Source organism: Streptomyces olivaceoviridis (genome assembly GCF_014650115.1).
Taxonomy (GTDB): Bacteria; Actinomycetota; Actinomycetes; order Streptomycetales; family Streptomycetaceae; genus Streptomyces; species Streptomyces olivaceoviridis.
The window spans coordinates 248,315-275,183 of sequence record NZ_BMUI01000008.1; the positions used below are offsets into that span (position 1 = coordinate 248,315).

General features: G+C 73.2%; 24 protein-coding genes and 1 pseudogene. 9 read left to right on the forward strand and 16 right to left on the reverse strand.

Translation table 11 applies throughout. The features are described 5' to 3' along the window. Positions 1–30: 30 nt before the first annotated feature. From IE273_RS18205 to IE273_RS18230, 6 genes are all read left to right on the forward strand, one after another. Positions 31–636 (forward strand): sulfite oxidase-like oxidoreductase, encoded by a 606-nt coding sequence (locus tag IE273_RS18205; RefSeq protein WP_189816235.1) that lies wholly within the window; start codon positions 31–33, stop codon positions 634–636. Next, complete coding sequence (locus tag IE273_RS18210; protein WP_189816236.1) at positions 629–1,384, forward strand: ferredoxin reductase; 756 nt, start codon at positions 629–631, stop codon at positions 1,382–1,384. The genes IE273_RS18205 and IE273_RS18210 overlap by 8 nt, the downstream gene beginning before the upstream one ends. A gap of 627 nt (positions 1,385–2,011) precedes the next feature. Next, positions 2,012–2,596: an Rv1733c family protein gene (locus tag IE273_RS18215; RefSeq protein WP_189816326.1), complete on the forward strand. Its 585-nt coding sequence runs from the start codon at positions 2,012–2,014 to the stop codon at positions 2,594–2,596. A gap of 247 nt (positions 2,597–2,843) precedes the next feature. Further along, entirely contained in the window at positions 2,844–3,812 is a 969-nt protein-coding gene (locus tag IE273_RS18220; RefSeq protein ID WP_189816237.1) for an acetylxylan esterase, read from the forward strand. A gap of 109 nt (positions 3,813–3,921) precedes the next feature. Continuing rightward, on the forward strand, positions 3,922–5,121 hold the full coding sequence (locus tag IE273_RS18225; protein WP_189816238.1) for a serine hydrolase domain-containing protein: 1,200 nt from the start codon (positions 3,922–3,924) through the stop codon (positions 5,119–5,121). Between the two features lie 153 nt (positions 5,122–5,274). Beyond that, positions 5,275–6,018, forward strand: a complete 744-nt coding sequence (locus IE273_RS18230) for a GntR family transcriptional regulator (RefSeq protein WP_189816239.1) — start codon at positions 5,275–5,277, stop codon at positions 6,016–6,018. On the opposite strand, the gene IE273_RS18235 is transcribed toward IE273_RS18230, so the two are convergent. The 3 genes from IE273_RS18235 to IE273_RS18245 all read right to left on the reverse strand — a co-directional run bounded on the left by IE273_RS18235 (position 5,988) and on the right by IE273_RS18245 (position 7,964). Further along, on the reverse strand, positions 5,988–6,761 hold the full coding sequence (locus IE273_RS18235) for a class I SAM-dependent methyltransferase (RefSeq protein WP_189816240.1): 774 nt from the start codon (positions 6,759–6,761) through the stop codon (positions 5,988–5,990). The genes IE273_RS18230 and IE273_RS18235 overlap by 31 nt on opposite strands. A 96-nt stretch (positions 6,762–6,857) precedes the next feature. Further along, positions 6,858–7,322, reverse strand: a complete 465-nt coding sequence (locus IE273_RS18240) for a hypothetical protein (protein WP_229887276.1) — start codon at positions 7,320–7,322, stop codon at positions 6,858–6,860. Positions 7,323–7,349: 27 nt separating this feature from the next. Further along, positions 7,350–7,964, reverse strand: coding sequence for a PadR family transcriptional regulator (locus IE273_RS18245; protein ID WP_189816241.1), 615 nt, complete (start codon positions 7,962–7,964; stop codon positions 7,350–7,352). 76 nt (positions 7,965–8,040) lie between these two features. On the opposite strand from IE273_RS18245, the gene IE273_RS18250 reads away from it, so the two are divergent. Further along, on the forward strand, positions 8,041–8,439 hold the full coding sequence (locus IE273_RS18250; RefSeq protein WP_189816242.1) for a nuclear transport factor 2 family protein: 399 nt from the start codon (positions 8,041–8,043) through the stop codon (positions 8,437–8,439). Between the two features lie 30 nt (positions 8,440–8,469). Here IE273_RS18250 and IE273_RS18255 read toward each other — a convergent pair whose 3' ends face one another. Together IE273_RS18255 and IE273_RS18260 are read right to left on the reverse strand one after the other, a co-directional pair. After that, positions 8,470–9,345 (reverse strand): hypothetical protein, encoded by an 876-nt coding sequence (locus IE273_RS18255; protein ID WP_229887277.1) that lies wholly within the window; start codon positions 9,343–9,345, stop codon positions 8,470–8,472. A gap of 116 nt (positions 9,346–9,461) precedes the next feature. After that, entirely contained in the window at positions 9,462–10,712 is a 1,251-nt protein-coding gene (locus IE273_RS18260; protein ID WP_189816243.1) for a cytochrome P450 family protein, read from the reverse strand. Between the two features lie 379 nt (positions 10,713–11,091). Between IE273_RS18260 and rho the strand changes: the two genes are divergently transcribed. Next, positions 11,092–12,240, forward strand: a complete 1,149-nt coding sequence (gene rho, locus IE273_RS18265; RefSeq protein ID WP_189816244.1) for a transcription termination factor Rho — start codon at positions 11,092–11,094, stop codon at positions 12,238–12,240. Between the two features lie 101 nt (positions 12,241–12,341). Further along, a pseudogene (locus IE273_RS18270) lies at positions 12,342–13,187 on the forward strand (D-alanyl-D-alanine carboxypeptidase family protein); the annotation flags it as partial. Positions 13,188–13,246: 59 nt separating this feature from the next. On the opposite strand, the gene IE273_RS44955 reads toward IE273_RS18270, so the two are convergent. The 11 genes from IE273_RS44955 to IE273_RS18320 form a co-directional block, all read right to left on the reverse strand. After that, positions 13,247–14,671, reverse strand: a complete 1,425-nt coding sequence (locus IE273_RS44955; RefSeq protein WP_308437045.1) for a glycosyltransferase family 87 protein — start codon at positions 14,669–14,671, stop codon at positions 13,247–13,249. Further along, the gene (gene mptB, locus IE273_RS18275) at positions 14,668–16,062 is read right to left on the reverse strand and encodes a polyprenol phosphomannose-dependent alpha 1,6 mannosyltransferase MptB (protein ID WP_189816246.1); all 1,395 of its coding nucleotides are present in this window, start codon (positions 16,060–16,062) and stop codon (positions 14,668–14,670) included. The genes IE273_RS44955 and mptB overlap by 4 nt, the downstream gene beginning before the upstream one ends. A gap of 212 nt (positions 16,063–16,274) precedes the next feature. Continuing rightward, the gene (locus IE273_RS18280) at positions 16,275–17,204 is read right to left on the reverse strand and encodes a glutaminase (protein WP_373309367.1); all 930 of its coding nucleotides are present in this window, start codon (positions 17,202–17,204) and stop codon (positions 16,275–16,277) included. A 142-nt stretch (positions 17,205–17,346) separates the two neighbouring features. Further along, on the reverse strand, positions 17,347–18,759 hold the full coding sequence (aspA, locus tag IE273_RS18285; RefSeq protein ID WP_189816247.1) for an aspartate ammonia-lyase: 1,413 nt from the start codon (positions 18,757–18,759) through the stop codon (positions 17,347–17,349). A 116-nt stretch (positions 18,760–18,875) separates the two neighbouring features. Beyond that, entirely contained in the window at positions 18,876–19,892 is a 1,017-nt protein-coding gene (locus IE273_RS18290; protein ID WP_189816329.1) for an asparaginase, read from the reverse strand. A gap of 41 nt (positions 19,893–19,933) precedes the next feature. After that, positions 19,934–21,373, reverse strand: coding sequence for an amino acid permease (locus IE273_RS18295; RefSeq protein WP_189816248.1), 1,440 nt, complete (start codon positions 21,371–21,373; stop codon positions 19,934–19,936). Continuing rightward, entirely contained in the window at positions 21,370–22,047 is a 678-nt protein-coding gene (locus tag IE273_RS18300; RefSeq protein ID WP_189816330.1) for a FadR/GntR family transcriptional regulator, read from the reverse strand. Before IE273_RS18300 ends, IE273_RS18295 begins: the two co-directional genes overlap by 4 nt. Positions 22,048–22,231: 184 nt before the next feature. Continuing rightward, positions 22,232–23,068 (reverse strand): undecaprenyl-diphosphate phosphatase, encoded by an 837-nt coding sequence (locus tag IE273_RS18305; protein ID WP_189816249.1) that lies wholly within the window; start codon positions 23,066–23,068, stop codon positions 22,232–22,234. A 656-nt stretch (positions 23,069–23,724) separates the two neighbouring features. Then, complete coding sequence (locus IE273_RS18310; RefSeq protein ID WP_189816250.1) at positions 23,725–24,684, reverse strand: SMP-30/gluconolactonase/LRE family protein; 960 nt, start codon at positions 24,682–24,684, stop codon at positions 23,725–23,727. A 54-nt stretch (positions 24,685–24,738) separates the two neighbouring features. Next, complete coding sequence (locus tag IE273_RS18315) at positions 24,739–25,026, reverse strand: helix-turn-helix domain-containing protein (RefSeq protein WP_189816251.1); 288 nt, start codon at positions 25,024–25,026, stop codon at positions 24,739–24,741. Between the two features lie 192 nt (positions 25,027–25,218). Beyond that, a complete protein-coding gene (locus tag IE273_RS18320) occupies positions 25,219–26,781 on the reverse strand; it encodes a glycosyl hydrolase 53 family protein (RefSeq protein ID WP_189816252.1) in 1,563 nt (520 codons plus the stop codon). Positions 26,782–26,869 lie beyond the last annotated feature (88 nt).

The window sequence follows — 26,869 nt, forward strand, 5'->3', positions numbered from 1 at the left end:
GCATCCCGGCCGACCACGTACGGTTGAACCATGAACGTCACGCGAGGCTTCACGGGGCGCCCGCGCGTCCACAACCCGGGGCTGCCGCCCGGGCAGTACGACACGCGCGACGACTGGCCCGTCCTGTCCGCCGAGGTCACCCCCGACCTCGCCCCCGCCGACTGGTCCTTCCGCATCGACGGCCTGGTCGAGCGCCCGCACACCTGGGACTGGGACGCGGCACACGCGCTGCCGGCGTCGGCCTACGACGGTGACATCCACTGTGTGACCGGCTGGTCGAAGTTCGGCGTGCGGTTCGGCGGTGTCTCGCTGGACGCGTTCTTCCATATGGTGCGCCCCCATGGGTCCGCCACACATGCCGTCGCCCGCTCCCACACGGGCTACACCACCAACCTGCCGCTCGCCGACCTCACCGGCGGGCGGGCCTGGATCGTCTGGGAGTACGACGGAGCACCGCTGCCGCCGGAGCACGGTGGCCCCGCGCGGCTGCTGGTGCCCCACCTCTACTTCTGGAAGAGCGCCAAGTGGATCGCGGGCATCACGCTCCTCGACCACGACGAGCCGGGCTTCTGGGAGCGCAACGGCTACCACGCGCGCGGCAACCCGTGGGAGGAACAGCGGTACTCCGGTGACTGAGACGACGACGTCCGTGACGCGGTTCGCGGTGCCCGGGCGGATCGCCGTGAGCGAGCAGGCGGCCTCCGTGTGGCAGACGGCCACCCTGACGGAGATCCGGCGCGAGACACCGCGGGTGGCCACGTTCCGGCTGGCGGTGCCGGAGTGGGCGGGGCACCTGCCGGGCCAGCACCTGCTGCTGCGGCTGACCGCCGCCGACGGCTATGTGGCGCAGCGCCACTATTCGATCGCGTCGGCGCCGGACGGCTCCGGGCACATCGAGCTGACCCTCGACCGGGTGCCGGACGGCGAGGTGTCCGGCTGGTTCCACACCGTGGCCCGGCCCGGTGACACGGTCGAGGTCCGGGGCCCGCTCAGCGGCTTCTTCGCCTGGCCGGGCGACCGGCCCGCGCTGCTGATCGGGGCCGGTTCCGGGGTCGTACCGCTGATGTCGATGATCCGGCACCACCGGGCGCGCGGCCTCGCCGTCCCGCTGCGGATGCTGGTGTCGGCGCGCAGTCCCGCGGAGCTGATCTACGCGTCCGAGCTGGGCGCGGAGACGACACCGGTGTTCACGCGCAGCGCTCCGCCCGGGGTTCCGGTGGGACGTATGACGACCGCACATATGGCGCCGCTCCTGGCCGAACCGCCCGTGGGTGGGTGGGAAGCCTATGTGTGCGGGTCCAACGGTTTCGCCGAACACGCTTCCCGACTGCTGGTGGCGGCCGGCCAACCGGTGGACCACATCCGCATCGAACGCTTCGGCTGACCCGTCGGGGCCGGCCGAGGCGCGGTGGCTCCGGGCGCTTCGGCCGGGAACGATCGGCTCTGCTGACATGGAGTCGGTCGCCCCTGACCGGCCGGGTCGGCGGCTGTCGAGCGGGTCGGTGGAGAACGACCGGGTCCCAGGCCACCGAGCGGGTCGGTTGAGACCGGGCGTAGGGGTTGCCCTCTAGCGCGCCGGGAGACCGGGCGGAGGGATCGCCCCCTAGCACGCCGGGAGACCCGGCGGAGGGGACTGGCCCCAACCCACCGGCCGAGATCCGGCGGAAGGACTGACCCCCAGCCCGCCGTCCCGTACCGATCACGGGCGCCGACCCCGAGCGCCTCGGCCGGGATCCAGCCCGTCGGCCCAGGGCAAGCGGTTCGGCCGGGACCCGGCGGGGCAGCGCCCGGTTGCGCCGGTGGCACCGCGCGTGATCGTGGGGCGCGTGCTGCGTGCAGTGCGCCATGCAGTGCGCCATATGGGCCGGAACTCGCGGTTCACGGCATGCGCGAGGTGCGCCGAACGGGGTACGAGACCACTGTGGACGCTCGTGTCCGTGAGCGGCGGGGGCGGTGGACCGGCGACCGGCTCCTCCCGCTCTCCGGCTCCGGCGGTGGCGAGGAGGTGGACATGCGTACCCGGGTGCGTGGCTGGCGCTGGCGGCGCAATCCGCTGCGGCGCCGGTCGGACGTCGTGGAGGCGTGGACGGTGCTGGTGGTCGCCGTCCTGATGTTCGTGGTCGCGCCCCTGGCCGGGGTGGCCGCGGGCCTGCACGCCCACGACCAGGCCCGGGCGCTCGCCGCGGCCCAGCGGGCCGAACGCCATCAGGTACGTGCCGTGGTGGTCGGCGACACGCCCCGGCGGCTGACCGCGTCGCAGAGCGACCACCGGCAGCCCTACCGCGCCCAGGTCCGCTGGACCGAGCCGGGCAAGGGGGTCCGGACGGCGTGGGCCCAGGTGCCGGCGGGGACCCGGCCCGGGGAGCCGGTGTCGGTGTGGTTCGACTCCCGGGGCCGCGGTGTCGCGCCGCCCGCGGACGACGTGGCCGTGTGGCAGCACACCGTCACCGTGGGGCTGTGCGCGGCGGGCGGTACGGCGTTCGTCGTCTTCCTCGGGCACGCGATCGAGCGCCGGATCGCCCTGCGCCACCGGCTGGCCGAGTGGGAGCGGGAGTGGGCCCGGACGGGCCCCCGGTGGACCCAGCCGCGCGCATGACACCCGGCCTCCGGGCGTGGCTACCAGGTGACCCGACCACTGGGAGCGCCCCCTCGCACCAGCTCTCGTACCAGCCCACCCCTCGGACCACCCGCGAGCAAGCGCTTACTCACCTCCGGGTCAGCCACGATGCCACGCACCAGGGAACGGCCGAACCCGGTCCACGCCCCCACCCGACCCTGGCGAGTCATCCGATCACCCACGTACGGTGAGGCGACGCAGTCTCCCTTCACGAAGGCGGTTGTTGATGGCCCTGTTCGATCTGCCCCTCGACGAACTCCGCGCCTACCGCAGCGAGTCCCCCGAGCCGGACGACTTCGACGCCTTCTGGGACAAGACGCTCCAGCAGGCTCGCGAGCACGAGCTGGACGCGCGCTTCGAGCCGGTGGAGACCGGACTGTCCACGGTCGAGGTGTACGACGTGACGTTCGCGGGGTTCGGCGGCCACCCGGTGAAGGGCTGGCTGCGACTGCCGGCCGGGGCCACGGAACCGCTGCCGCTGGTCGTGGAGTTCATCGGCTACGGCGGCGGGCGCGGCCTGCCGCACGAGAGCCTGCTGTGGGCGTCGACGGGCCGGGCCCACTTCGCGATGGACACCCGGGGGCAGGGCAGCGCCTGGGGTGGCGGGGGCGGCACGCCGGACCCGGTGGGCGCGGCGCCCGCGTACCCCGGGTTCATGACGCGGGGCATCGACGCGCCGGAGAACTACTACTACCGCCGGGTGTTCACGGATGCCGTGCGCGCGGTCGAGGCCGCCCGTTCCCATCCGCTGGCCGACCCGGCACGGACGGCGGTGACCGGCGCGAGTCAGGGCGGCGGGATCGCCCTGGCCGTCGGCGGCCTGGTGCCGGATCTGGTGGCGGTCGCCCCGGACGTGCCGTTCCTGTGCGACTTCCCACGCGGGACGACCCTGACGGACCGCCACCCGTACCGTGAGATCGGTTTGTTCCTCAAGACGCACCGAGGGCGCTCGGCGGACGTGCTGCGTACGCTGTCCTACTTCGACGGGGTGCACTTCGCGGCCCGGGGCCGGGCACCGGCCCTGTTCTCGGCGGCCCTGGAGGACCAGACCTGCCCGCCGTCGACCGTGTTCGCGGCGTTCAACGCCTGGGCGCACGAGGACAAGGCGATCGAGGTGTACGACTTCAACGACCACGAGGGCGGCGGTCCCTTCCAGGAGGCCGAGAAGGTGCGCTGGCTGCGCTCGTACGCCTGAGGGCCGCTGCCGGCGGCGCCGGTCTTTCCTCCGGTCCGACCAGTCGGTACGTTCGGAGCGACCGGGCCGCGGTGCCGCTGCCCGGGTTCCCGGCGACGACGGAGGTCACATGTCCGCGCACGAAGCCCAGGAGACACGGCAGACACCGCACACGGACGCGCAGATCCACGGGCACTGCGACCCCCGGTTCGCGGCGGTACGGGAGGCGTTCGCGGAGAACTTCCGCGAACGCGGGGAACTCGGCGCCGCGGTGGCGGTGACGGTCGGCGGGGAGACGGTGGTGGATCTGTGGGGCGGCTGGGCGGACGCGGCCCGTACCCGGCCCTGGGCACGGGACACCGTGGTGAACGTCTGGTCGACCACCAAGGGTCCCGTGGCCCTGTGCGCGCACATCCTCGCCGACCGGGGGCTGCTCGACCTCGATGCCCCGGTGGCCGCCTACTGGCCGGAATTCGCCGCCGAAGGCAAGGACAAGGTGCTCGTACGGCACCTGCTGTCGCACCGCGCCGGGCTGTCCGGGCTGCGCGAGCCGCACTCCCTGGAGGAGCTGTACGACTGGGAGCTGACCACCGCGCGGCTCGCGGCCATGGCGCCCTGGTGGGAGCCGGGCACCCGGTCGGGGTACCACGCGCTGACGTACGGCTTCCTGGTCGGGGAGGTCGTGCGGCGCGTCTCGGGACTGCGGCCGGGGGCCTTCCTGGAGCGGGAGGTGACCGGACCGCTCGGGCTGGACTTCACCGTGGGCCTGCCGGGGCGGGACTCCGGCCGGGCGGCGGAGCTGGTGCCTCCACCGGCCGTGTCGCGCAGTGAACAGGAGGCGGTATCGAGCCAGTTGGCGCCGGCCGCGCTGGCGGCCCTGGCCAACCCGCCCGTCGGGGCGGCGGAGGCGAACAGCCCGGCCTGGCGGGCGGCGGAGATCCCGGCGGCCAACGGCCACGGCACCGCCCGGGCGGTCGCGGCGCTGTACGGCGTCTTCGCCGGGCGCGGCTCGTACGGCGGCCGGCGGATCCTGTCACCACAGGCGGCGGAGCGGGTGGGCGAGGGCCAGGGCAGTTGCCGCGACCTGGTGCTCGGCGCGGGTTTCGAGGGCGAGACCGAGGTGGGGCTCGGGCTGTGGCTGAGCGGGCCCCAGGGGTCGTACGGCCCCAACCCACGGGCTTTCGGCCACGACGGGTTCGGCGGTTCCTGTGGACTCGCCGATCCGGACGCGGGGGTGTCGCTGGGCTACGTCATGAACCGGATGGGGCCGCACATCGCCAATGATCCACGGAAATCAGCGCTGGTGGACGCCCTCTACAGCGGCCTGTGAGGAGGTGGCGCGGCGCCCGGTGACCGCCGTGCGCGCGAGTGGATTTCGGTCGAACCGACCGGCCGCTCTTCCCTCGTGGTTTAGACCAATGGTAGTCATGGTCGCGCAATGAACCCGCATGACTACCCTTTGTCACCGACAGGAGGGCGCGGCATGGCCCGCACCACCCCGCACGACTCCCCGCCCGGCGACGACCGGCCCCTGTACGGGCGGATCGCGACGCTGCTGCTCGACGAACTGCGCGCCGGCACCATTCCACCGGGCGAACGGCTGCCGGGCGAACGGCACTTGGCCGCGCACTACGGGGTCAGCCGGGAGACCGTCCGGCAGGCGCTGGAGGTGCTGCGCCGCAGCGGAGCGGTCGCCACCGACCGGCGGGGCAGCCACGCGACGCTGCCCGGCCGGCCCGTCGAGGCGGCGGAATCACTCACCTTCCCGGTGGGTGCGCGGCCGGTGGACCCGTACGCGGTCGACCGGGCCACGGTGACCTGGGAGGCGCCGTCGCCGGAGCACGCGCGGGCCCTGGGTCTGGCCCCGCACCGGCCGACGCTGGTGCACCGGTACCGGTCGATGACGCCGGACGGCCGGTCGCTGCGCACGGCGGTGACGTCGTTCTCCGCGGTGGTGCTGGCCGAGGTGGCGGAGCTGGCCCGCTACCGGGACCGGGCCGACGGGGCCACGCCGGCGCAGCTGCGACGGGCCTACGACTGGATGCGCAAGGCGGGCTTGTCCCTGCACCACCAGGACGCCATCACCCAGGTCGGCGACGCCTCCTCGGTGCGGGTGACCCGGCGCGTGCACGACCAGTACGCGCGCCCTCTGGAGATCACCGACCTCGTGGTGGACGCCGAACGCGACGCCTTGGTCTACGAGTTCACGCTGCCTGCCGCGGGCTGACCGCCGAGGGGGGCCACGTCGGCTCGCCGGGCCATCACCAGCCGGGCGCGCGGACTGCCGTCGGCTCGCCGGCCGAACCCGGGCAGGACGCCCAGCTCTACCGCCAGGCCCGCGCGCTCCAACTCGCGCAGCACGGCGCTCAGTCGGAAGGTCCGGTAGTACATGACGAACGGCGGTCGCCACAACGCGTTGCGCACCCGCATCACCGCGTCGAAGCCGAGCAGCGTCCAGAAGCCGGGGTGGGCCGGGCCGGGCGGCGCGAACACCGGGAAGGCGAAGCGGCCACCGGGCCGCAGCGCCGAGCGGACCTGGGTGAACAGGCCCGGCAGTTCGCGGGGCAGGAAGTGGCCGAACGCCCCGAAGGAGACGACGAGGTCGAAGGCGGCCGTGAACGGCAGGGCCCGGGCGTCGCCGCGGACCCATGCGACCCTCGGCCCGTCGGCGGTCGGCACCCGCCGCCGGGCGACGTCGAGCATGCCGGCACTGAAGTCGACCCCGGTGACACTGCGGCGGCACAGCCCGGTCAGCAGGTGCGTTCCGGCGCCGGTGCCGCAGCACAGGTCCAGCCCGTCCGTGAAGGGGCCGAGCGGGGCGAGCGCCTTCGCCACGGAGTCCAGCACGGCGTCGGGCGTCCCGAAGGGGGTGTGATCGAACTTCGGCGCGAGCAGGTCGTAGCCGTGCTCGACGGACGACAGCGCCTGCACGGTCAGCTCGCGGAGTGTGGGGCCTTCGGGACCGAACATGACGTCAGCCTATGCCGGTGGTGTCGCGGCGCGGGCGAACGCGGGAAGAGCGACGACGGGCTCCCACCGTGCGCTCGGCCGGTCCCGGCGCCGCGTTCAGCCGAAGGCGTCGTGGCACAGCCGCGCGATCTCCAGTGTGGTGACGCCGTCCGCCTGGCGGCACAGGTCGCGCATCGGGACGGCGGCGGGCGGCCGGGAGGCGGGACGGGGGCGCCGGACCGGGTGTCGTACCGGTGCCCGGCGCTCCGGGCGGGGGTGTCGCACCGGCGGCCCGGCCGGCGCCACCGCCCGGGGAGGCGCCGCGGGCACCGGTACGCGGCCGGTCCCGGTGCTCCGGCGCGGCCCGGCCGACGAACGGGGCCCGTGGCCGGTGCGGACCAGCGCCGCGTTCCCGGACGGCGTTCCGACCGGCTCCCGGGGCACCGGGGGCCGCACCACCGTGTCCGGTGCGAGGGAGCGCCGGGGGCGGGCGGCGTCGGGCACGGGACCGGCGCTGACGGTGGTGCACCCGGCGACGGTCACCAGCGCCGCCACCAGCAGCGGTAGAAGTCGGCGAGGCACCCGCCCACTGTGCCGCACCGCCCCGGGTCACGACCCGTTCCGCAGGGGATCACCACCCTGATGAGCGATCCCCCGGGCCGGCGCGGCGTCGGGGCGCCGTCGCAGCACCGCGAGGACCCGCTCGCACCAGCGCAGGTTCTCCTCCTCGAAGGCGATCCCGGCCAGGAGCGTGAGGTACGGCCCGACCCGGTCGGCGGTCCGGAGGAACTCCTCCTCCGGACGCCCGTCGAGCAGGCGCTCGCGCACCCTCCGGTAACGGTCGAGCTTGCCGCGCGCCCAGCCCATGCGTTCCTCGACCAGTGCCCGGGTGGCCTCCGGGTCGCCCCCGTCCATGGCCTGGACCTTGATGAGGAGTTCGTCCCTGATCGCGGTGGGCCGCTTCGGCGGCTCGGCGGCGAACGCGCTCAGCTCGGCCCGGCCGGCCTCGGTGAGCGTGAACATCCGCTTGTTGGGACGGCGTTCCTGCTGCACGGTGCGGGCCTGGACCAGCCCGTCCCCGGCGAGGCGCTCCAGCTCCCGGTAGAGCTGCTGGGGGGTCGCGGGCCAGAAGTTCGCGAACGAGACGTCGAAGACCTTCGACAGCTCGTAGCCCGAGGCCTCGCCCTCCAGCAGGGCGGCCAGCACGGCGTACTTGAGCGACATGTGGACAGGCTAGCAGTCAGTTGAGTAATCTCATCGACACTTATTCAATTAGTTGACTATCGAGTAGGGTGAGCCGATGCGCGCGTTCCGCGAGGCGGTGGAGGCCGGGGACCTGGACGCCGTCGAGGCGCTGCTGGCCGAGGACGTCGTCTTCACCAGCCCGGTCGCCTTCAATCCGTACCCGGGCAAGGCGATCACCGCGGCGGTCCTGCGCGCGGTGGCCCAGGTCTTCGAGGACTTCCGGTACGTCCGGGAGATCGGCGACCCGGACGGCCCGGACCACGCGCTGGTCTTCCAGGCCCGGGTCGGTGACCGGGAGCTGACCGGCTGCGACTTCCTGCACGTGAACGAGGACGGCCTGATCGACGACCTCATGGTCATGGTCCGTCCGCTGTCGGGCGCGCTGGCCCTGGGCGAGGCCATGGGCGCGCGGTTCGCGCAGATCGCGGAGGAGGCCGGGGCGCGGTCGGCGTGAACCGCCGCGCTCGCCGCGGCACGGCGGCGATCAGTCCTGGAACTGCCGCAGCGTGGCCTTGGCGTCGGTCTTCAGCCAGTCGGTGACGTCGGTCAGCGCGGGCGGGTCCTTGTCCTCGTCGTACGAGGTGAGGTAGACGCTGTAGCTCATCGTGTACGTCACCCAGCCGTCGCGGACGGCGAGCGTGGCGTACCGGGAGCCGCTGGAGGAGGAGCCGTTCGTGGTGTCCTGGCTGACCAGGTAGGCCTCGTCGCCGATGCCCTCGACCGGGTCGACGTCGTAACCGGTGTGACTGTCCCCGTAGTTCTTCCAGGTGGCGGTGAACTCGGGCGCGGGGTCGGTCTTCTTGTGCAGGTCCAGTTGCATGGTCAGATAGGCGTCGGCGTAGGAGGAGCCGGACTTCTTCAGTCCCACGCTGCAGTAACTCTCGTCCAGCGCCTTGTCCTTGAGCGACGTGCGGGTCGGCGAGGAGTCGTTCTCGGTGTACTCGGCCTTGAAGGACGAGTAGTCGGCGCTGGAGCACATATTGGAGGGCGCCGAGTAGCCGCGCAGGTCCGCGCTGTCGCTCCGCCCGCCGATGAGGAGGACACCGGCCACCCACGCGGCGGAGGCGACGACCGCGCCGACGGCGGCCCACAGCACCGCACGGCCGGCCCCGCCGCCACCGGCCGGCGGGACGGGCCCGTACTGGGGTGCCTGCGCGTACGGGTTGCCCGGCTGGGGCTGTCCCGGCGCGGGCTGGGCGGCCAGGGTGGGCTGCGCGTGGAACGTTCCCGGCGGGGGCGACTGCGGGTTCGGGTACGGGTAGGCCGTCGGCTGCGGCGGGACGGCCGGTTGCTGCTGGGGCTGCGGGGGCCGCTGTGCGGGCTGGTCGGCCGGCTGCGGTGGCTGCGGTGGCGTGGACATGTCGCGAAGATAGTGCACGGTTGGCGGTCAAGTCCCCTGACGTCCGGGATCGTTACGGTCTGCGGACCTCTGTTCCCCGGTCCCGACGGTCCGGCCGGCGCGCGGAACGGGGCGGGTCACCCCGCCGCGAGTCGCACCGGCAGACCGCGCACGCTGTTGCCGACGAAGCCCGCGTGCGGCACCAGGTCGGCTTCGGGCACGGCGAGTCGCAGCGACGGGAAGCGGGTGAACAGCCGCTCCAGGGCGACCGTGGCCTCCAGCCGGGCGAGCGGTGCGCCCAGGCAGTAGTGGGCGCCGTGCCCGAGGGACAGGTGTCGTACGGCGCCGGGCCGGGCGGAGCGGGTGAGGTCGAAGCGGTCGGCGTCCGGGCCGTGCGCCACCGGGTCGCGGCCGGCGGCCGAGTAACCGGCGAGCACGGGGGTACCGGCGGGGACGAGCGTGCCGGCGACGGTCAGGTCCCGCACGGGATAGCGGAACGGGAAGTAGCTGACCGGCGCGTCCCAGCGCAGCGTCTCCTCCACCACGTCCGCCCAGCTCGCCCGGCCCGCGCGCACCAGGCCGAGCTGCTCGGGGTGGGCGCACAGGGCGCGCACGGCGTTGGTGATCAGGTTGAGCGTGGTCTCGTGCCCGGCGATGATCATCAGCAGCAGGGTGCCGATCAGCTCCTGCTCGCTGAGCCGGTCGCCGCCCTCGTCGCGGGCGGCGAGGAGGGCGCTCGTGAGGTCGTCGCCGGGCCGTGCGGCCTTCGCCGCGGCGATCTCGCCCAGGACGGCGACGATCTCGCGGTTGGCCGCGACGGCCTCGGCCGGTGCGGTGTCGGTGGCCACGACCAGGCTGCCGAGCCGGTGCAGGCGGTCCCGGAACTCCACGTCCACGCCCAGGAGTTCACAGATCACGCCCATCGGCAGGGGCAGGGCGAAGTGCCGCCGCAGATCGGCGACCCCGTCGCCCGTGGCGGCGGCCAGGGCCAGCCCGTCCAGCAGCGATTCCGTCAACTCCTCGATGCGCGGCCTTAGTTCCGCCACCCGGCGGGGTGTGAAGGCACGGGCCGCCAGGGACCGCAGCCGCCGGTGGTCGTCACCGTCGGCGGTCGTCATGCCCGGCACGGTGGCGAACGTCAGCAACGGCCAGCCCGCGCCGACCCTCCCCTCGCGCAGGGCGGCGAAGTGGCGCGCGTTCTTCGCTACGTGGGGGTGTTGCAGGAACTCCTTCAGCGCCTCGTGCCCGAGTACGGCCATGCCCTCGATCCCGCCGGGCAGCTCGACCGGGGCCACGGCGCCCCGGGCCAGCAGTCGCGCGTTGACGGCGTGCGGGCAGCCGCCGGCGGGGTCCAGGCGGTGCGGGACGCGGGCGGCCGAGGTGTCCACCCGATGCTCCTGACGTTCCCCTGACAAGGCGAATCCTCCTGACGTCTCCCCGAGGGGACGCCCGCCCCGGGAATAGCCCCGTCCGGTGGTGTGTTGACCGGAGCACGGACGCGGTACTCCCCCGAGTGGTACCGTTCCCTCAGCACTCGTGCACGGCCACCGTGGCCGCCGGTGCCAGTTTCTCTCCTTCACGCTGATCCGTCCGCCGTTTTCCGGATGTCCGGCTCCCGGCGCGTCAGCTTCTCGGCACCACCTCTGACGGCCCTTCCGCGCCGTACCCGAGGTGCCGTTCCCGCCGCCCGGAGGCAGTCACAGGCGCCTCCCGCTCGCGGCCTCCCCCCTTCTCCTCCCTGATCCGTCCGCGAAAGGACTCCCTCCCATGACCACCACACTCGAACACCCGTCCGCGACCCGGCAGGCCCCGGCCACCCCGCTCGTCACCGGCGTCCTCGACATCGACGCGCACGGGAAGGGGCACCTGCGGGCCGCCGGCCTCCTGCCCTCGCCCGCCGATCCGCAGGTCACGCCGGCGCTGATCCGCCGCCACGGGCTGCGCAAGGGCGACCTGGTGGAAGGCGTCCGGGGCGCGCAGCGGGCCCTGACCGAGGTCGCGCGCGTCAACGGACGCGCGCCCGGCGAGCCGGGTTCCCGGCCGCACTTCCGCGACCTCACCCCGCTCCACCCGCACCGGCGCATCCGTCTGGAACACCCCGCCTCCGGCCTGGCCGGACGCGTCACCGACCTGCTCGCGCCGGTGGGCAAGGGCCAGCGCGGACTCATCGTGGCCCCGCCGAAGACCGGCAAGACGGTGCTGCTCCAGCAGTTCGCCGCCGCCGTGGCCGGCAACCACCCCGAGTGCCGGCTGATGGTCCTCCTGCTGGACGAGCGGCCCGAGGAGGTCACCGAGATGCGCCGCTCGGTGCGCGGCGAGGTGTACGCCTCCACCTTCGACCGGCCGGCCAAGGAGCACATCGCCCTCGCCGACCTCGTCGTGGAGCGGGCCAAGCGCCTGGTGGAGGCCGGTGAGGACGTCGTCGTCCTGCTGGACTCGCTGACCCGGCTGTGCCGGGCCCACAACAACGCCTCCGCCGCCGGCGGCCGTACCCTGAGCGGCGGTGTCGACGCCGGCGCGCTGCTCGGCCCCAAGCGGTTCTTCGGCGCCGCGCGCCAGGCCGAGGAGGGCGGCTCCCTCACCATCCTCGCCACGGTCCTCGTGGACACCGGTTCCCGCGCCGACGGCTACTTCTTCGAGGAGCTGAAGAGCACGGGAAACATGGAACTGCGCCTGGACCGGGAACTCGCCGGCCGCCGCCTCTTCCCCGCCGTCGACATCGACGGCAGCGGCACGCGGCGCGAGGAACTCCTGCTCACCCCGGGCGAGTTGACGGCCGTACACGGTCTGCGCCGCGTCCTGCGCGCGCGGGACGGCGGGCCCTTCGGGCTGGAGACCCTGCTGGAGCGGCTGCGCGCGACACCCGACAACGCCTCGTTCCTGCGGCAGGTCCGGCCCACCCTGCCGGCCGCCTGACGCGCGGCCACGGGGCGGCCGGGTGCGGCATCCGGGTTGCCCCGGCGACCCGAACGGCCCGGCGGCGTGGCGCATACACACCAATTTCGTACTTTGATCATATGATCACCGGATTCTCTTATCGCGCGGCGGTGTCGGCCTGCTCCCTCTGTGTGGCGGGTCTGCTGACGCTGACGCCGGCCGCTGCCGCCGCCGGACCCCGGGCCGCGCAGCCCGCAGGGGAACCCGCCCCGCCCCGCCCCAGGGCGGCGGTGCCGGGGCCGTCCCTGCTCTACCGCTCCGGCGTCCAGGTCCGGCCGCACCGGGACACACCCGGGCTGCCGGACGTCTCGGCGCTCTCCTGGCTCGTCGCCGACGCGGGCAGCGGCGAGGTGCTGGCCGCGTACGACGCCCACCGGGAGCTCCCGCCCGCGAGCACCCTGAAGACCCTCTTCGCGCTCACCGTGCTCCCGGTGCTGCCCAGCGGGCAGCAGCACACCGTGCGGTACGGCGAACTGGACGACGTCGGCGAGGGCAGCAGCCTGGTCGGCGTCGAGGAAGGGCACACCTACCAGGTGGCCGACCTGTGGCGCGGCGTCTTCCTCAGCTCCGGGAACGACGCCGTGCACGTACTCGCCCGGATGGGCGGCGGCTGGGAGGCCACGGCCGCCCGCATGCAGGACAAGGCCCGCGCGCTCGGCGCCCTGGACACCCATGTGGTCTCCCCGGACGGCTACGACGCCCCCGGCCAGGTGTCCTCCGCCTACGACCTCGCCGTGTTCGGCCGGGCGGGCCTGCGCAACCCCGACTTCGCCCGGTACTGCGCCACCGCCGAGGCCCCCTTCCCCGGTGACGGGTCGCCGTACCCCATCGAGAACACCAACCGGCTGCTGACCGGCGAGGACGGCGTGGCGCCGTACCCCGGACTCATCGGGATCAAGAACGGCTACACCAGCAACGCGGGCAACACCCTGGTGGCCGCGGCGCGCCGGGGCGGGCACACCCTCGTGGTGAGCGTGCTCAACCCTCAGGCCGGCGGCGGGTTCACCGTGTACGAGGAGGCCCGCTCCCTGCTCGACTGGGGCTTCGCGGCGGACGGGCGGGTCGAGCCGGTCGGCTCGCTGGACGGGTTGCGACCGCACTCCTCCCGGCCGGCGGCGTCCGCGACGCCGGTGGCGGCGGCCGTGGCACCGGAGGACGACTCGGACTGGTCCGGCACCGCCGTCGTCGCGGGGCTGTCCGGGCTCGGCGCGGGGGCCGTGGCGCTGGTGCTGCGGGCCAAGGGGAACCGGGGCGCCCGCGACTGACCCACCGGCAGGCCGAGCAGCAGGCCCAGCGAGATCCACGTGTAGAGATTGCCGCCCAGGAACCCGTCGGGGCCGGAGGCGTCGTCGAACCACAGCCACACCACGCTGGTGCACAGCACCGCGTACAGGGCCGCCGCGATCCGCGGGCGCCCGGCGCGGACCAGCACCGCGAAGGAGGGCAGCAGCCACACCAGGTGGTGCACCCAGGTGATCGGGCTGACCAGGCAGGCCGCCGCACCGGTGAGCGCGAACGCCGCCGTCCAGTCGCCGGCCGCGACCGCCCGCCGGCCGCGCCACGCCCAGACGCAGAGGGTCAGCAGGACCGCCGTCGCCCACAGGGGGCGGCCGGTCTCACCGAGGCGGGCCAGCACCCCTTGCAGCGACTGGTTCGACACGTAGTCGAGGCGGCCCACCCGGCCGGTGTCCCAGAGCGCCTCGGTCCAGTAGAAGCGGGAGGCCGCCGGATCCGCCCAGGCGGCCAGCGCGGTCGCGGCCAGGGCGACGGCCGTCGCGGTGCCGGCCGCCCGCCGGCGCCCCGCGAGCAGCAGCAGGCCGATGAAGAGGGCGGGGGTGAGCTTCACGGCGGCGGCGAGCCCGATCCCCGCGCCCGCCCAGCGGCCCCGGCCGCTCGCCAGCAGCCAGGAGTCGCCGAAGACGAGGGCGAGCAGCACCAGGTTCACCTGGCCGAAGCTGACGGTGTCCCGCAGCGGCTCGAACAGGGCGAGCAGGCACAGGCACAGCGCCCACCGGTACCAGCCCTGCCGGCGCCGGTGCGGCCCGGCCAGCACGCGCAGGACCACCGCGAGCGCGGCGAGGTTCACCAGCAGGGACACCACGATCGCCGCGGTCCGGCCGAGCAGGGCCAGCGGCAGCATGGCGACGGCGGCGAACGGCGGATACGTGAAGCCGTACGGGGTGCCCGGCACCCGGTAGTCGTAGATCCGGCCGCCGTGGTGCACCCAGGTGTGCACGGTGCCGTAGTACACCCGCAGGTCGAAGAAGCCGCGCAGCAGTGGCACGGTGGCCGTGAACACGGTCACGGCCACCGCGAGGAGCAGGACGAGCAGCAGCCGGCCCCGGTCCGTGCGCGGCCCCGGCCCTCCCGGCCGTCCGGGCAGTCCCGGCCCCCTCCACCGGCCCGTCATGCCACGCGCCCCGGAACCGGGGTCCGGGCCGCCTGGTGGGCCTGCCACAGGACGACCACCCCGAGCGCCGCGCCGGAGACCGCGAGCACCAGCTGTCCGGGGTCGGCCGGGCCACCGCTGGGCAGCACGGCGAGGGCGAGCACTCCCGCCAGGGCGGCCACCCGGTGCCGTACCGAGGTACTGGGCGCGGCGGCGGCGATGAGGAACAGGCCCCACAGCACGTACCAGGGGCGGATCGCCGGGCCGAAGAGGGCGACCGCGAGCAGGCTCAGGCCCAGCGCGTACACCGGCCGGGGCCGTAGTCGCAGCCAGATCAGCAGGACGGCGACGGCGGTGGCCGCCAGGCCCAGCAGGTGCCAGGCCGGGACGGCCAGCGGGGCCAGACCGCTGCCGAGGTGTGCGAGCAGGGCGCCGGTGGCGCGGCCGAGCAGGCTGGTCAGCGCCCAGTTGTGCCGGGAGACCGGGGTGTCCAGGGCGCCGATCCAGCCGTAGCCGGTGCCGGCGACGGCCGTGGCGGCGACCGTCGTCGCCGCGGAGGCCGCCGCCGTGGTCAGCACGGCCGGCAGCGGACGGCGGCCGGAGCGGACCCGCAGGGCCACGACGACCGGCAGGCCGAGTACCGCCGGCGCCTTGACCAGGGCGGCGAGGGTGACGAGGACGGCGCCGACGACGGATCCGCGGCCCCGCGCGGCGACCAGGCCGAGCCCGAGCAGGCCGAGCATCAGGGCGTCGTTGTGGGCGCCCGCGACCAGGTGCAGCAGCACCAGCGGGTTCAGGGCGCCGAGCCACAGGGCGGCGGCCGGGTCGGCGCCGCTGTGCCGGGCGAGACGGGGCAGCGCCACCGCCATCAGGGCCACGCCGAGCAGGGCGACCAGACGCATGCCGAGCAGGCCGGCGGGCACCTCCCCGCGGGTCAGTGCGGACAGCGCCGAGGCGAGGGCCAGGAAGGCGGGGCCGTAGGGGGCGCCGGTGTGCCGCCACATCGGGGCGACCTCGTCGGCGAGCGGGCCGCCGAGCCGCGCCGGGCCGTGGGCGTAGACGTCCATGTGGGCGTCGACCATGGCGCCCTGCGCGAGATAGCTGTACACGTCCCGGCTGAACAGCGGCGGGGCCAGCAGCAGCGGGGCCGCCCACACGGCCAGGACGAGCAGCAGGGCGCGCGGGGTGGGCGGCTCGGGACCGCGGACCAGCCGGCCCAGGAGCACCCAGGCGGCGATGAGCAGGACGACCCCGAAGTACACCCCGACCAGGCCGAGCGCGGCCTGCGCCGAGGCGGGCGCCAGGAGGTCCCGGACGGGGAGGGCGCCGGCCGTCTCACCGCCGAGCGCGAGGAAGGCGGTGCCGGCCAGGCCCATCACCTGGCAGCGGCGGAGATCGACGGGGAACGCCATGGCCAACACCCGGTCAGCGTGTCGACGCCGGGTGACCGGAAGGAGACGACAGCCCTGCCGGGCGGGGGCCGGGGTATGACTGGCACGTGGTGGGTCGCGGCCGGATGCCCGGTACCGGCCTGTCGTGGCTCGTCGGCTTCCCCGGGGCCACGCCCGGATCCGGGCCCCCTCGCAGGTCGGCCGCCCCGCCCCGTGCCGGAGGGTGACGCGCCTCAGAACACCGACAGCCCGGTCAGGGTCGTGAAACGATCCAGGGCCGCCACACCCGCCACCGAGTTGCCGCGTTCGTCCAGGCCCGGGCTCCACACACAGAGCGTGCACCGGCCCGGTACGACGGCGATGATCCCGCCGCCGACCCCGCTCTTGCCGGGCAGGCCGACGCGGTAGGCGAAGTCGCCGGCCGCGTCGTACGTGCCACAGGTCAGCATGACCGCGTTGACCTGCTTGGCCTGGCTGCGGCTGAGCAGCCGGCTGCCGTCGGCGCGGATGCCGTGCCGGGCGAGGAAGCCCGTGGCGAGGGCCAGGTCGGCGCAGGAGGCGGCAATGGAGCACTGCCGGAAGTACTGGTCGAGCAGGACCGGCACCTCGTTGTCGATGTTGCCGTAGGACGCCATGAAGTGGGCGAGGGCGGCGTTGCGGTCACCGTGGGCGGTCTCGGAGGCGGCGACCTCCTCGTCGAAGCCGAGATCGGGGTTGCCGCTCTCGGCGCGCAGGAAGGACAGCAGCTCGCCGGCCGCGTCCCCGGTACGGGTGTGCAGGCGGTCGGTGACCACGAGCGCGCCCGCGTTGATGAAGGGGTTCCGCGGGATGCCGTTCTCGTACTCCAGCTGGACCAGGGAGTTGAACGGGTTGCCGGAGGGCTCGCGGCCCACGTGCTCCCAGAGTTCGTCGCCCTCGCGGGCCAGGTCCAGGGCGAGCGTGAAGACCTTGGTGATCGACTGCGTGGAGAACGGCTGCCGCCACTCCCCCACCCCGTACACCGTGCCGTCCAGTTCGGCGACGGCCATGCCGAACCTGCGCGGGTCGCGGGCGGCGAGCGCCGGGATGTAGTCGGCGGACCGGCCGCGCCCGGGAGTGCGATCGATCTCCGCCATGATGCGATCGAGGACCGGTTGGAACTGCGAGGACATGATCGTCATCATGCCGCACCCCTGGCGCCGGAGCGCTCCGGGGCGTCGACGACTCCCTCCGCGGCGGTGCCGGGGTCCGACGGGGGGATTCCCCGGGTGTGACGGCACCCGCCGTCCGGCCGGGAGGACGGGCCGGAGCGCGGGTGCCGTCGGGTCAGACCGCCGGCGTGGTCCCGCTGCCCGCGAGCACCTCCGGACGGAGGAGTCCGGTGAGCTGTTCGGCGGGCAACAGGCCCTTCTCCAGGACCAGTTCGGCCACGCCACGGCCGGTCGCGAGGGCCTCCTTGGCGATGTCGGTGGCGGCGGTGTAGCCGATGTGCGGGTTGAGCGCGGTGACCAGGCCGATGGAGTTCTCGACGGTGGCGCGCAGCCGCTCGGTGTTGGCGGTGATGCCGGACACACAGCGCTCGGCCAGGGTCAGGCAGGCCGTCCGCAGGTGCGTGACGGACTCCGACAGGGAGTGCAGGATGATCGGCTCGAAGGCGTTGAGCTGGAGCTGTCCGGCCTCGGCGGCCATGGTGATGGCGACGTCGTTGCCGATCACCTCGAAGGCGACCTGGTTGACCACTTCGGGGATGACCGGGTTGACCTTGCCCGGCATGATCGACGAACCGGCCTGCACCGGCGGCAGGTTGATCTCGCCGAGACCCGCGCGCGGACCGGAGGACAGCAGCCGCAGGTCGTTGCAGCTCTTGGAGAGCTTGACCGCGATGCGCTTGAGGACGCCCGACATCTGGACGAAGGCGCCGCAGTCCTGGGTGGCCTCCACCAGGTTGGCCGCCGTCACCAGCGGCAGGCCGGTGATGGCCGACAGGTGCCGGCGGGCCGCCTCGGCATAGCCGGCGGGAGCGTTGAGGCCGGTGCCGATGGCCGTGGCACCGAGGTTGATCTCATGGATCAGCTCGACGGCCTCGGCAAGACGGCTGCGGTCCTCCTCGATCATGACGGCGAACGCGGAGAACTCCTGACCGAGCGTCATCGGTACCGCGTCCTGCAACTGTGTACGGCCCATCTTGAGCACGTCACGGAACTCGACGGCCTTACGGGCGAACGCGTCCTGGAGTACGGACATCGCCTTGAGCAGTCCACGTACCGCGAAGATCGTCGCCACCTTGACGGCCGTCGGGTAGACGTCATTGGTGGACTGGCCGAGGTTGACGTCCTCGTTGGGGTGCAGATACGTGTACTGCCCCTTGGCATGGCCGAGCAGTTCCAGCGCGCGGTTCGCCACGACCTCGTTGGCGTTCATGTTGGTGGACGTGCCGGCACCGCCCTGGATGACGTCCACGACGAACTGGTCGTGCAGCCCCCCGGCCCGGATCTCCCGGCAGGCGGCCACGATCGCCGCCGCCTTCTGCGGCGCCAGCAGCCCGAGTTCCTCGTTGGCGAGGGCGGCGGCCTCCTTCACCGCGGCCAGGGCGTCGATCAAGTGCGGGTAGGCGGAGATCGGCGTGCCGGTGATGGGGAAGTTCTCCGTCGCGCGCAGGGTGTGGACACCCCAGTACGCGTCGGCGGGCACATCGCGGTCCCCGAGCAGATCGTGTTCGCTGCGGGTGGCGGCGGTCATGAGGGTACGGTCCTCTTCCTGGGGTGCGGAGGTGGAAGCGCCCCTGGAAGGGGCGCGGGGAACAGCGCGATCAACCACGACGGGCCCGCGGGTCGACGACGGCGGATCCGGCGGAGCTACGCGCAGGCGGTGAGCGGAACCGGGTCCAGCGCGCGCACGACCCGCACACATCCCACCGGCTCCCCGCCCCCGAGCACCGGCTCCCCCGCGAACTCGGTGAGCAGGGCGGGGTCGACGCCCGCGCGGGCGAGCGCCGCCGCGGCGACCGGGATCCGCGCCCGGTTCGCCCCGTCGGCGATCTTCACCGCGACGGCCCGGCCGTCCGGCAGCGCGGCGACCTGCACGCCCTCGTAGCCGTCCTTGGCCAGCAGCCCCGGCACGGCCCGCATCAGCGCGGCCACGTCACGTCCCGAGCCGGAGGCCATCTCGGCGTGCTCGCGCATCGCGTCGGCGACCCGGGCCTCGGGTGTGCCGGGCTCGGCGGAGGTGATCCGGGCGAGGGCGCGGGCGAGTCCGTGCGGGGAGACGGCGAACAGCGGCGCGCCGCAGCCGTCGACGGTGACCCGGGCGACGCGCTGGCCGGTCAGTTCCTCGACGGTGGCGGCGACAGCCTGCTGGAGCGGGTGCTCCGGGACGAGGTAGTCGTCCAGGGACCAGCCGTTGAGCTTGGCGGTCCACAGCATGGCGGCGTGCTTGCCGGAGCAGTTCTGGGCGAGCCGGGAGGGCAGCCGGCCCTCGCGGACCCAGGCGTCCCGGACGACCGGGTCGAACGGCATGTCGGGCACGTTGCGCAGGTCGCCCTCGGTGAGACCGGCGAGTTCGAGGATGCGGCGGGTGCCTGCGAGGTGGCGTTCCTCTCCGGAGTGGCTCGCGGCGGCCAGCGACAGCAGTTCGCCGTCGAGCGGCAGCCCGGCCCGCAGCATGGCCACGGCCTGGACGGGTTTGAGGGCCGAGCGCGGGTAGAAGGCCGCCTCGATGTCACCGAGCTGGAAGCGCACCTGGCCGTCGGCGCCGAGGACGACGACGGAGCCGTAGTGGATGCCCTCGACGACCCCGCCGCGCACGAGGTGGGCGACGGGGGCGTGGAGGGGTTCGCGGACGACGGGCGCGTCGGCGGGGGAACTGCTGTGCATCACTGCCTGCATCATGGGGTCGGGGTCGGCCGGTACGCGGGTCACGCGCCGGCGCCGGTGGACGTGCGGTTCATGCGGGCGCGGACGGCGAACCAGCCCGCGACCAGTGCGGCGACGATCAGCGGCAGGCAGAGCACGGTGGTGCGTCCGGCGCCGCCGTCGGCGTACATGAGGACCAGGACGGAGGCGAGGAACGCCAGCGTCACCAGTTCGGTCCAGGGGGAGCCCGGCAGCCGGTACGAGGGCCGGGCCAGCTCGCCGTTCCGGGTCTTCCGCCAGAACAGCAGGTGACAGAGCATGATCATGCCCCAGGTCGCGAGGATGCCGATCGCCGCGAAGTTGAGGACGATCTCGAACGCGTCGGAGGGGACGACGTAGTTCAGACCCACCCCGAGGACACAGATTCCGCTGGTGAGCAGGATCCCGCCGTACGGTACCTGGCTGCGGCTCATCCGCCCGGTGAACCGCGGGGCCGAGCCGCTCATCGCCATGGAGCGCAGGATGCGGCCGGTGGAGTACAGGCCGGAGTTCAGCGACGACATGGCGGCGGTCAGGACGACCAGGTTCATCACACCGCCGGCCGCCGGGACGCCGACGTGGGACAGGACCGTGACGAAGGGGCTCTCACCAGCGGAGTACTTGTTCCACGGGAGCAGCATCGAGAGCAGGACGACCGAGCCGACGTAGAACAGGCCCACGCGCCACATGATCGAGTTGATCGCGCTGGGCATGATCTTCTCGGGGTTCTCGGTCTCGCCGGCGGCGACGCCGACCAGCTCGACGGAGGCGTAGGCGAAGACGACGCCCTGGATGATCAGCAGCATGGGCAGCAGGCCGTGGGGGAAGACGCCGCCGTTGCCGCTGATCAGGGACGGGCCGGGGTGGTGGCCGTCGACCGGGTGCTGGGTGACCAGCAGGAAGATGCCGATGCACATGAACACGACGAGCGCGCCGACCTTGACGATCGCGAACCAGAACTCCAGTTCGCCGAAGATCTTGACCGAGATCAGATTGACGGTCAACACGACCGCGAGGGCGATCAGTGCGATCAACCACTGCGGGATGTCCGAGAACATGCCCCAGTAGTGGGTGTAGGTGGCGACCGCCGTGATGTCGGCGATACCGGTGGTCGCCCAGTTCAGGAAGTACATCCAGCCCGCGGTGTACGCGCCCTTCTCCCCCAGGAACTCCCGGGCGTACGACACGAAGGCACCGGAGGACGGACGGTACAGGACGAGTTCGCCGAGGGCCCGGACGACCAGGAAGGCGAAGACGCCGCAGACGGCGTAGGCGATGAAGAGGGAGGGGCCGGCGTCGGCGAGCCGGCCGCCCGCGCCGAGGAAGAGGCCGGTGCCTATGGCGCCGCCGATGGCGATCATGTTGACGTGCCGGTGCTTCAGCCCTTTGCTGTAGCCGGCGTCTCCGGCGTCGACATGGCCGGACGAGGGGCGCGTCTCGTCTTTGAGGTGCTGCTCGCTCACGCCTCGGGTCCGCCTTCCGTAGGGGGGTCCGTCCGTTGGGGACGCACGATGTCGGTGAGGGTCGTCTCGACGCGGTCCAGGTGGTGGCTCATGGCCGCCACGGCGTCGTGCTCGCAACCGTCGGTCAGCGCCTCGACGATCGCCCGGTGCTCGCGGTTGGACTGTTCGCGGCGCCCGCCCAGTTCGTTGAGGAAGGCCGACTGGCGCGCCAGTGCGTCGCGGATCTCCTCGATGACCCGGCGGAAGACCGGGTTCTGGGCGGCCTCGGCCACGGCGAGGTGGAAGAGGGTGTCCATCGCGACCCAGGCGGTGGTGTCCGTCTCCCGCTCCATGCGGTCGAGCAGGTGGGCCAGGTGGTCCAGGTTCTCCGGGGTGCGGCGCAGGGCCGCGTATCCGGCGACCGGGATCTCGATGTGACGACGCACTTCGAGCAGGTCGCTGGCGGCGTAGTCACCGAAGGTCGGGTCCTCGACCGCGTTCGCGACGACGAAGGTGCCCTTGCCGGTCCGGGACACGGTGAGGCCCATCGTCTGGAGCGCGCGCAGCGCCTCGCGCAGCACGGGCCGGGACACCTCCAGGGTGCGGCACAGCTCGGCCTCGGAGGGAAGCTTGTCGCCGATGGCGTACCGGCCTCGCTCGATGGCGTCGCGGAGGTGGGCGAGCACCGCTTCCATGGCGCTGACACGCCGCGGGGCCGGACCACCTGTCTGGCTGTCTGACAGGTTCACGGGAGCGATCCTGCGGGGTGCGGGCGGGGACTGTCAAGGCATTCCGTAAGGAAACATTCACGGGGTGCGGCGCCTGAATTCAGACATCCGCACCCCGTAGGTGATCAGCGGCTTCGCCCGGCCGCCGGACTCAGCTGCTGAGCGCGCCGGTGGCCAGCAGGCCGAGGAGGCCGACGCCGATGATGATCCGGTAGATCACGAAGGCGTTGAAGGAGTGCTTGGCGACGAACTTGAGCAGCCAGGCGATGGAGGCGTAGGCGACCACGAACGAGACGATCGTGCCCACGGCCAGCGGGGCCGCGCCGACCCCCGCACCGAGGGCGTCCTTCAGCTCGTACAGGCCCGCACCCGTCAGGGCCGGGATGCCGAGGAAGAAGGAGAGCCGGGTGGCGGCGACGCGGTCCAGGTCCAGGATGAGCGCGGTGGACATGGTGGCGCCGGAGCGGGAGAAGCCGGGGAAGAGCAGGGCGAGGATCTGGGAGCAGCCGACCCACATCGCGTCCTTGAAGGACGTGTCGTCCTCACCGCGCTTGTGCCGGCCCATCTGGTCGGCGGCCCACATCACGCCCGAGCCGGCGATCAGCGACCCGGCGACCACCCACAGCGAGGCGAGCGGGCCGTCGATCAGCGGCTTGGCGGCCAGGCCCACCACCACGATCGGAATGGTCGCGGCGATGACCCACCAGGCGAACTTGTAGTCGTGGTGGTAGCGCTCCTCGCGGTTGGTCAGACCGCGGAACCAGGCGGAGACGATCCGCTTGATGTCCTTGAAGAAGTACACGAGCACGGCGGCGATGGCGCCGACCTGGATGACGGCGGAGAACCCGACGACGGACTTGTCGTCGACGGGGATGTCCATGAGCCCCTCGGCGATCTTCAGGTGGCCGGTGGAGGACACGGGGAGGAACTCGGTCACCCCCTCGACTACTCCGAGGACGACGGCCTGACCGACGGAGATGGCGCTCATGGGATCCAGTTCTGAGGAGAGTTGGTCGACATTGCTGTAGACAGTACTTGCTGTGTCCGGCCGTACGGCAAGCGCCCGGGCCCGCCGGCGCCGGCGAGTGAGGCCCCGGCGAGAAGGGGGCCGGGAGACCCGCCGGCACGCTTGCCGCGACGTCCAGGGCAGCGTAGAGGGCCGGGCCGTCCTCGGTCAGCCGCGGCGTCGCGCGGGAGAAGGCCGGGCGGCGAAGGCGCCCCGCGGGAGGACCGAGTCGTGACGGGCCCGCAGAGCGCGGCCGGCGAGAGGACGCGGGGGTGCGCCGACGGGGGCTCCCGTGATGACGAGCGGCCGGTTCACAACGACTTCTTACCTCCACTGTCCGTTTTGTCCGGCGCGTTGTCCGGGCCGGACAGGAGGGAGACCTCGCGTGCGGACGTCGACCGCACAGGTGGAGAACGTGGTGCCGCCGCCGGCCGGGGCGCGCGCGAGCGCGGAGCGGGCCACCGCGCCGAGCGCGCCGCCGACTACCACGACGGGCTCCCGCGCGCGCCACTCGGACGGCCGCCGTCGTGGGGGCCGGACGCCGCGGATCGCCGTCTTCGGGAAGGTCATGCTGGTGGGTCTCCTGTTCGGCCCCTGTCCCGACGGACGATCCAGGCCGGGACCAGGCTACCGCCGCCTCAGCGGGCGGCGGGTCGGGCGCAGACCGCCACACCGGACTCCCAGAGGCTGCCGAGCACCAGGTGGTCGCCGACGGCGCACACGCTGGTGACCATGCGGAAACCGGAGTGCCGGCGGGTGAGGTGGTGGACGGTCCGGCCCCGGTCGTCGACAGCGACGACGCCGACGGTCCCGCTCGGGCGGTACGGCGCGTGGACGGTGGCCCGCGCGGCGGCGCGGCGGACGGCCGGCGGGGTGCGGTGCAGCAGGCCGAGCGGGGGGACACGGGGGCTCGCCAGGGCGACCCAGAGCGGCCCGTCGGGGCCCTCGCGCCAGAGGTTGTCCGGCATCCCGGGGAGGTCGGCGAAGGATTCGGCGTGTCCGGCGCGGGGGCCGGTGAGCCGGCAGCGGGTGAGCCGGCAGGAGCCGGTCTCGGCGACCACCAGGAAGGAGCCGTCGGCACTGAGGGCGAGCCCGTTGGCGAATTGCAGCCCCTCCAGCAGGACTTCGGGTTCCCGGCCGCCGGGGGCGAGCCGGAGCAGGCGGCCGGTCCCCGTGTGTTCGACGATGTCGCCGATCCACCGGTCCAGGGGGTGGCGGCGGCTGGAGACGGTGAAGTACACGGTGCCGTCGGGCAGGGCGACGGCGTTGCTGCAGAAGCGGAGCCGCTCCCCCGCCACCGTGTCCGCGAGGACGCGGACGGTTCCGTCGCGCGGGCCGACGCGCAGCAGGCCGCGTTCGGCGTCGCAGACCACGAGGTCGCCGTCCGGCAGGAGTTCGAGCCCGAGGGGACGGCCGCCGGTGTCGGCCAGCACCTCGGTGCGGGCCGTGAGCGGGTCGTCGAGGTGGTGGACGCGGAGGATGCGCCCGTCCGCCACTCCGGTCAGCACGCGCCCGTGCGGATCGGCGACGACGTCCTCGGGGCCGCGGGCGCGCAGGGAGACGTAGTGGAGCGGTACGAGTGCCGCCGATCGGTCCATGTGCGGTCCCTTCCGTCGGTGCCCCTGCCGGCAGCCGCCCCGTGGCCGTCCCCTTCACCAGCCCTTCTCGAACATCCGGGCCACCTCGGCGATGCGGATCTCGTCGCGCCGGTAGTAGGTGCGGCCGTGGATCCGGCGGGTGCGCAGGACGCCGAGGCGGGTGAGGAGGTCGAGGTGGGCGAGTGCGGTCCGGCGGGGCACGCCCAGCTTGGCGGCTACGGCCCGCGCGGTGACGCCGGTCTCGGCGGGGTCGCGGCGGCGCGGGACCGGGAAGTGGGCCGGCGGGTCCTTGAGCCAGTCCAGGATGGTCTGCCGCATCCGGCCCGAGGGAGTCCCCGTCATCCGTCCGCCCTCCCGTCCCCGGCCTCCTCGTACGCAGTCTTCCCACTGTGGCGCGGGCGACGCCGTCACGTCCGGGACTCGGCGGCCGTTGTCCGGTACCGAACGGCCGTGCGACCGAGGGGGGGGGTTCCGCCGCCGCGGAACACGGCGAGGGCCCGGCCGCCGCGGCGGCCGGGCCCGTTCACGGACGGCTCAGCGGTGGCCGAACCACGCCATGGAGGACAGCGCCTTGTCGTCGTAGCCGAACAGGGCCTGGTTCTCCCAGCCGTTGCCGGACGTGGCGTCCGCCGGGTCCCAGCCGTTGCCGGTGACGGCGGTCCAGGTCGCCTCCCAGTAGAAGACGCCGAGACCGCGGCCGTTCGGGACGGCCTCCACGATGCTCGCCACGTCGTTCATCCACTTGGTCTGGCCGGCCGCGGTCGCCGGGTAGCCGGGGACGAGTTCGCCGGTGGTGTCGATCTGGTTGGTGAGCGCGTCGTCGCTGTCCAGCCGGAAGGGGTACGCCGTCTCGGCGACGAACACGGGTTTGCCGTAGCGGGAGGCCGCGTCGTCCAGCGTGCTCTGGAAGTCGGAGAGCGGGCCGTGCCAGTAGCCGTAGTACGACAGGCCGATCGCGTCGAACCTGACGCCGTTCGCGACCGCGTTGTCGAACCACCACTCGGTGCCGGCCTTGTCCCCGCCCTTGGCCAGGTGCAGCGCGACCGGGGTGGACGAGTTGACCGCCTTGACGGCGTCATAGCCGGAGTTGATCAACCCGGCGAGTCGGCTCCAGTTGTCCGTGGACCCTTCTGACCACAGCATGCCGCCATTGATCTCATTGCCCACCTGGACCATGTCGGCGGTGGTGCCTTGAGCCTTCAAGGCGTTCAACACGTCGTACGTGTGGTGGTACACGTCCGTCTTGAGCTGACCGTACGTATGGCCCGCCCACGCGGCCGGCTTGTTCTGCCGGCCCGGGTCCGCCCAGCTGTCCGAGTAGTGGAAGTCCACCAGCAGCTTCATGCCCTGTGCCTTGACGCGCTTGGCCATCGCGAGGACGTGCGCCTGGTCGTTGAAGCCGTCGGCCGGGTTCACCCAGACCTTCAGGCGGGCGTAGTTCATGCCGGACGACCTGAGGATGGAGAGCGCGTCCCCGGTCGCTCCGGAACTCGTCCTGTAGACGCCGCCCTTGGCCTCGCTCTTGGCGAGGGAGGAGATGTCGGCGCCGTGGACGGATGTGCCTGTGGTGCCGGACGTGAAGGTGAGCTCGTCAACATTGATCCAGTTGCCGGCGTTCGCGTCACTGTTGACGCTGATGGTGCACTGGTTGTTGGTCACCTTGACCGACGTGACGATCCGTATCCACCCACTGGACGATATCGGCAGATCGGTGCGCTGTTCCGCACTGCCGCAGTTCTTGAGCGACATGTACGCGGCCTTCTGCCCGCCACTGGACCGGACCCACGCCGTCAGCGTGTAGGTCCCGTCGGCCAGCCCGGACAGGTACTGGTACGTCTCCACCCGGTAGGCGGACGACGCGTAGTGGCTGAGGCGGTAACTCCCGCCGTGGCCACCGGGCTCGGTGTACGAGGCGCCGGTGTCGCCGTACTCGGACCAGCCGGCGGGCGTGGCCGTGCCCGTGCCGTCGGATTCGAAGCCGCCGTTGGTGAGGGTGCTCGCGGCCTGGGCGCTCTGGGCGGGCAGGGCGGTGAGGGCGAGCCCGGCCGCGAGTGCCGGCAGCAGGATCCTGATGGTGCGTCTAGGAGGGAACTTCATCGTCCGTCGTCCCTTCGACGTGTGGGGAGGGTGTCCTCCGGCGGGGCTGGAGGAGAACCCCTCCGCCCACGGCTCTCGTGGCACGCGC

Coding starts and splice junctions, on each gene's coding strand:
- IE273_RS18205 (WP_189816235.1), top strand. CDS start 31: ATGAACGTCACGCGAGGCTTCACGGGGCGCCCGCGCGTCCACAACCCG.
- IE273_RS18215 (WP_189816326.1), top strand. CDS start 2,012: ATGCGTACCCGGGTGCGTGGCTGGCGCTGGCGGCGCAATCCGCTGCGG.
- IE273_RS18220 (WP_189816237.1), top strand. CDS start 2,844: ATGGCCCTGTTCGATCTGCCCCTCGACGAACTCCGCGCCTACCGCAGC.
- IE273_RS18225 (WP_189816238.1), top strand. CDS start 3,922: ATGTCCGCGCACGAAGCCCAGGAGACACGGCAGACACCGCACACGGAC.
- IE273_RS18230 (WP_189816239.1), top strand. CDS start 5,275: ATGGCCCGCACCACCCCGCACGACTCCCCGCCCGGCGACGACCGGCCC.
- IE273_RS18235 (WP_189816240.1), bottom strand. CDS start 6,761: ATGTTCGGTCCCGAAGGCCCCACACTCCGCGAGCTGACCGTGCAGGCG.
- IE273_RS18245 (WP_189816241.1), bottom strand. CDS start 7,964: ATGTCGCTCAAGTACGCCGTGCTGGCCGCCCTGCTGGAGGGCGAGGCC.
- IE273_RS18250 (WP_189816242.1), top strand. CDS start 8,041: ATGCGCGCGTTCCGCGAGGCGGTGGAGGCCGGGGACCTGGACGCCGTC.
- IE273_RS18255 (WP_229887277.1), bottom strand. CDS start 9,345: ATGTCCACGCCACCGCAGCCACCGCAGCCGGCCGACCAGCCCGCACAG.
- rho (WP_189816244.1), top strand. CDS start 11,092: ATGACCACCACACTCGAACACCCGTCCGCGACCCGGCAGGCCCCGGCC.
- IE273_RS44955 (WP_308437045.1), bottom strand. CDS start 14,671: ATGACGGGCCGGTGGAGGGGGCCGGGACTGCCCGGACGGCCGGGAGGG.
- mptB (WP_189816246.1), bottom strand. CDS start 16,062: ATGGCGTTCCCCGTCGATCTCCGCCGCTGCCAGGTGATGGGCCTGGCC.
- IE273_RS18280 (WP_373309367.1), bottom strand. CDS start 17,204: ATGATGACGATCATGTCCTCGCAGTTCCAACCGGTCCTCGATCGCATC.
- aspA (WP_189816247.1), bottom strand. CDS start 18,759: ATGACCGCCGCCACCCGCAGCGAACACGATCTGCTCGGGGACCGCGAT.
- IE273_RS18290 (WP_189816329.1), bottom strand. CDS start 19,892: ATGCACAGCAGTTCCCCCGCCGACGCGCCCGTCGTCCGCGAACCCCTC.
- IE273_RS18300 (WP_189816330.1), bottom strand. CDS start 22,047: ATGGAAGCGGTGCTCGCCCACCTCCGCGACGCCATCGAGCGAGGCCGG.
- IE273_RS18305 (WP_189816249.1), bottom strand. CDS start 23,068: ATGAGCGCCATCTCCGTCGGTCAGGCCGTCGTCCTCGGAGTAGTCGAG.
- IE273_RS18310 (WP_189816250.1), bottom strand. CDS start 24,684: ATGGACCGATCGGCGGCACTCGTACCGCTCCACTACGTCTCCCTGCGC.
- IE273_RS18315 (WP_189816251.1), bottom strand. CDS start 25,026: ATGACGGGGACTCCCTCGGGCCGGATGCGGCAGACCATCCTGGACTGG.
- IE273_RS18320 (WP_189816252.1), bottom strand. CDS start 26,781: ATGAAGTTCCCTCCTAGACGCACCATCAGGATCCTGCTGCCGGCACTC.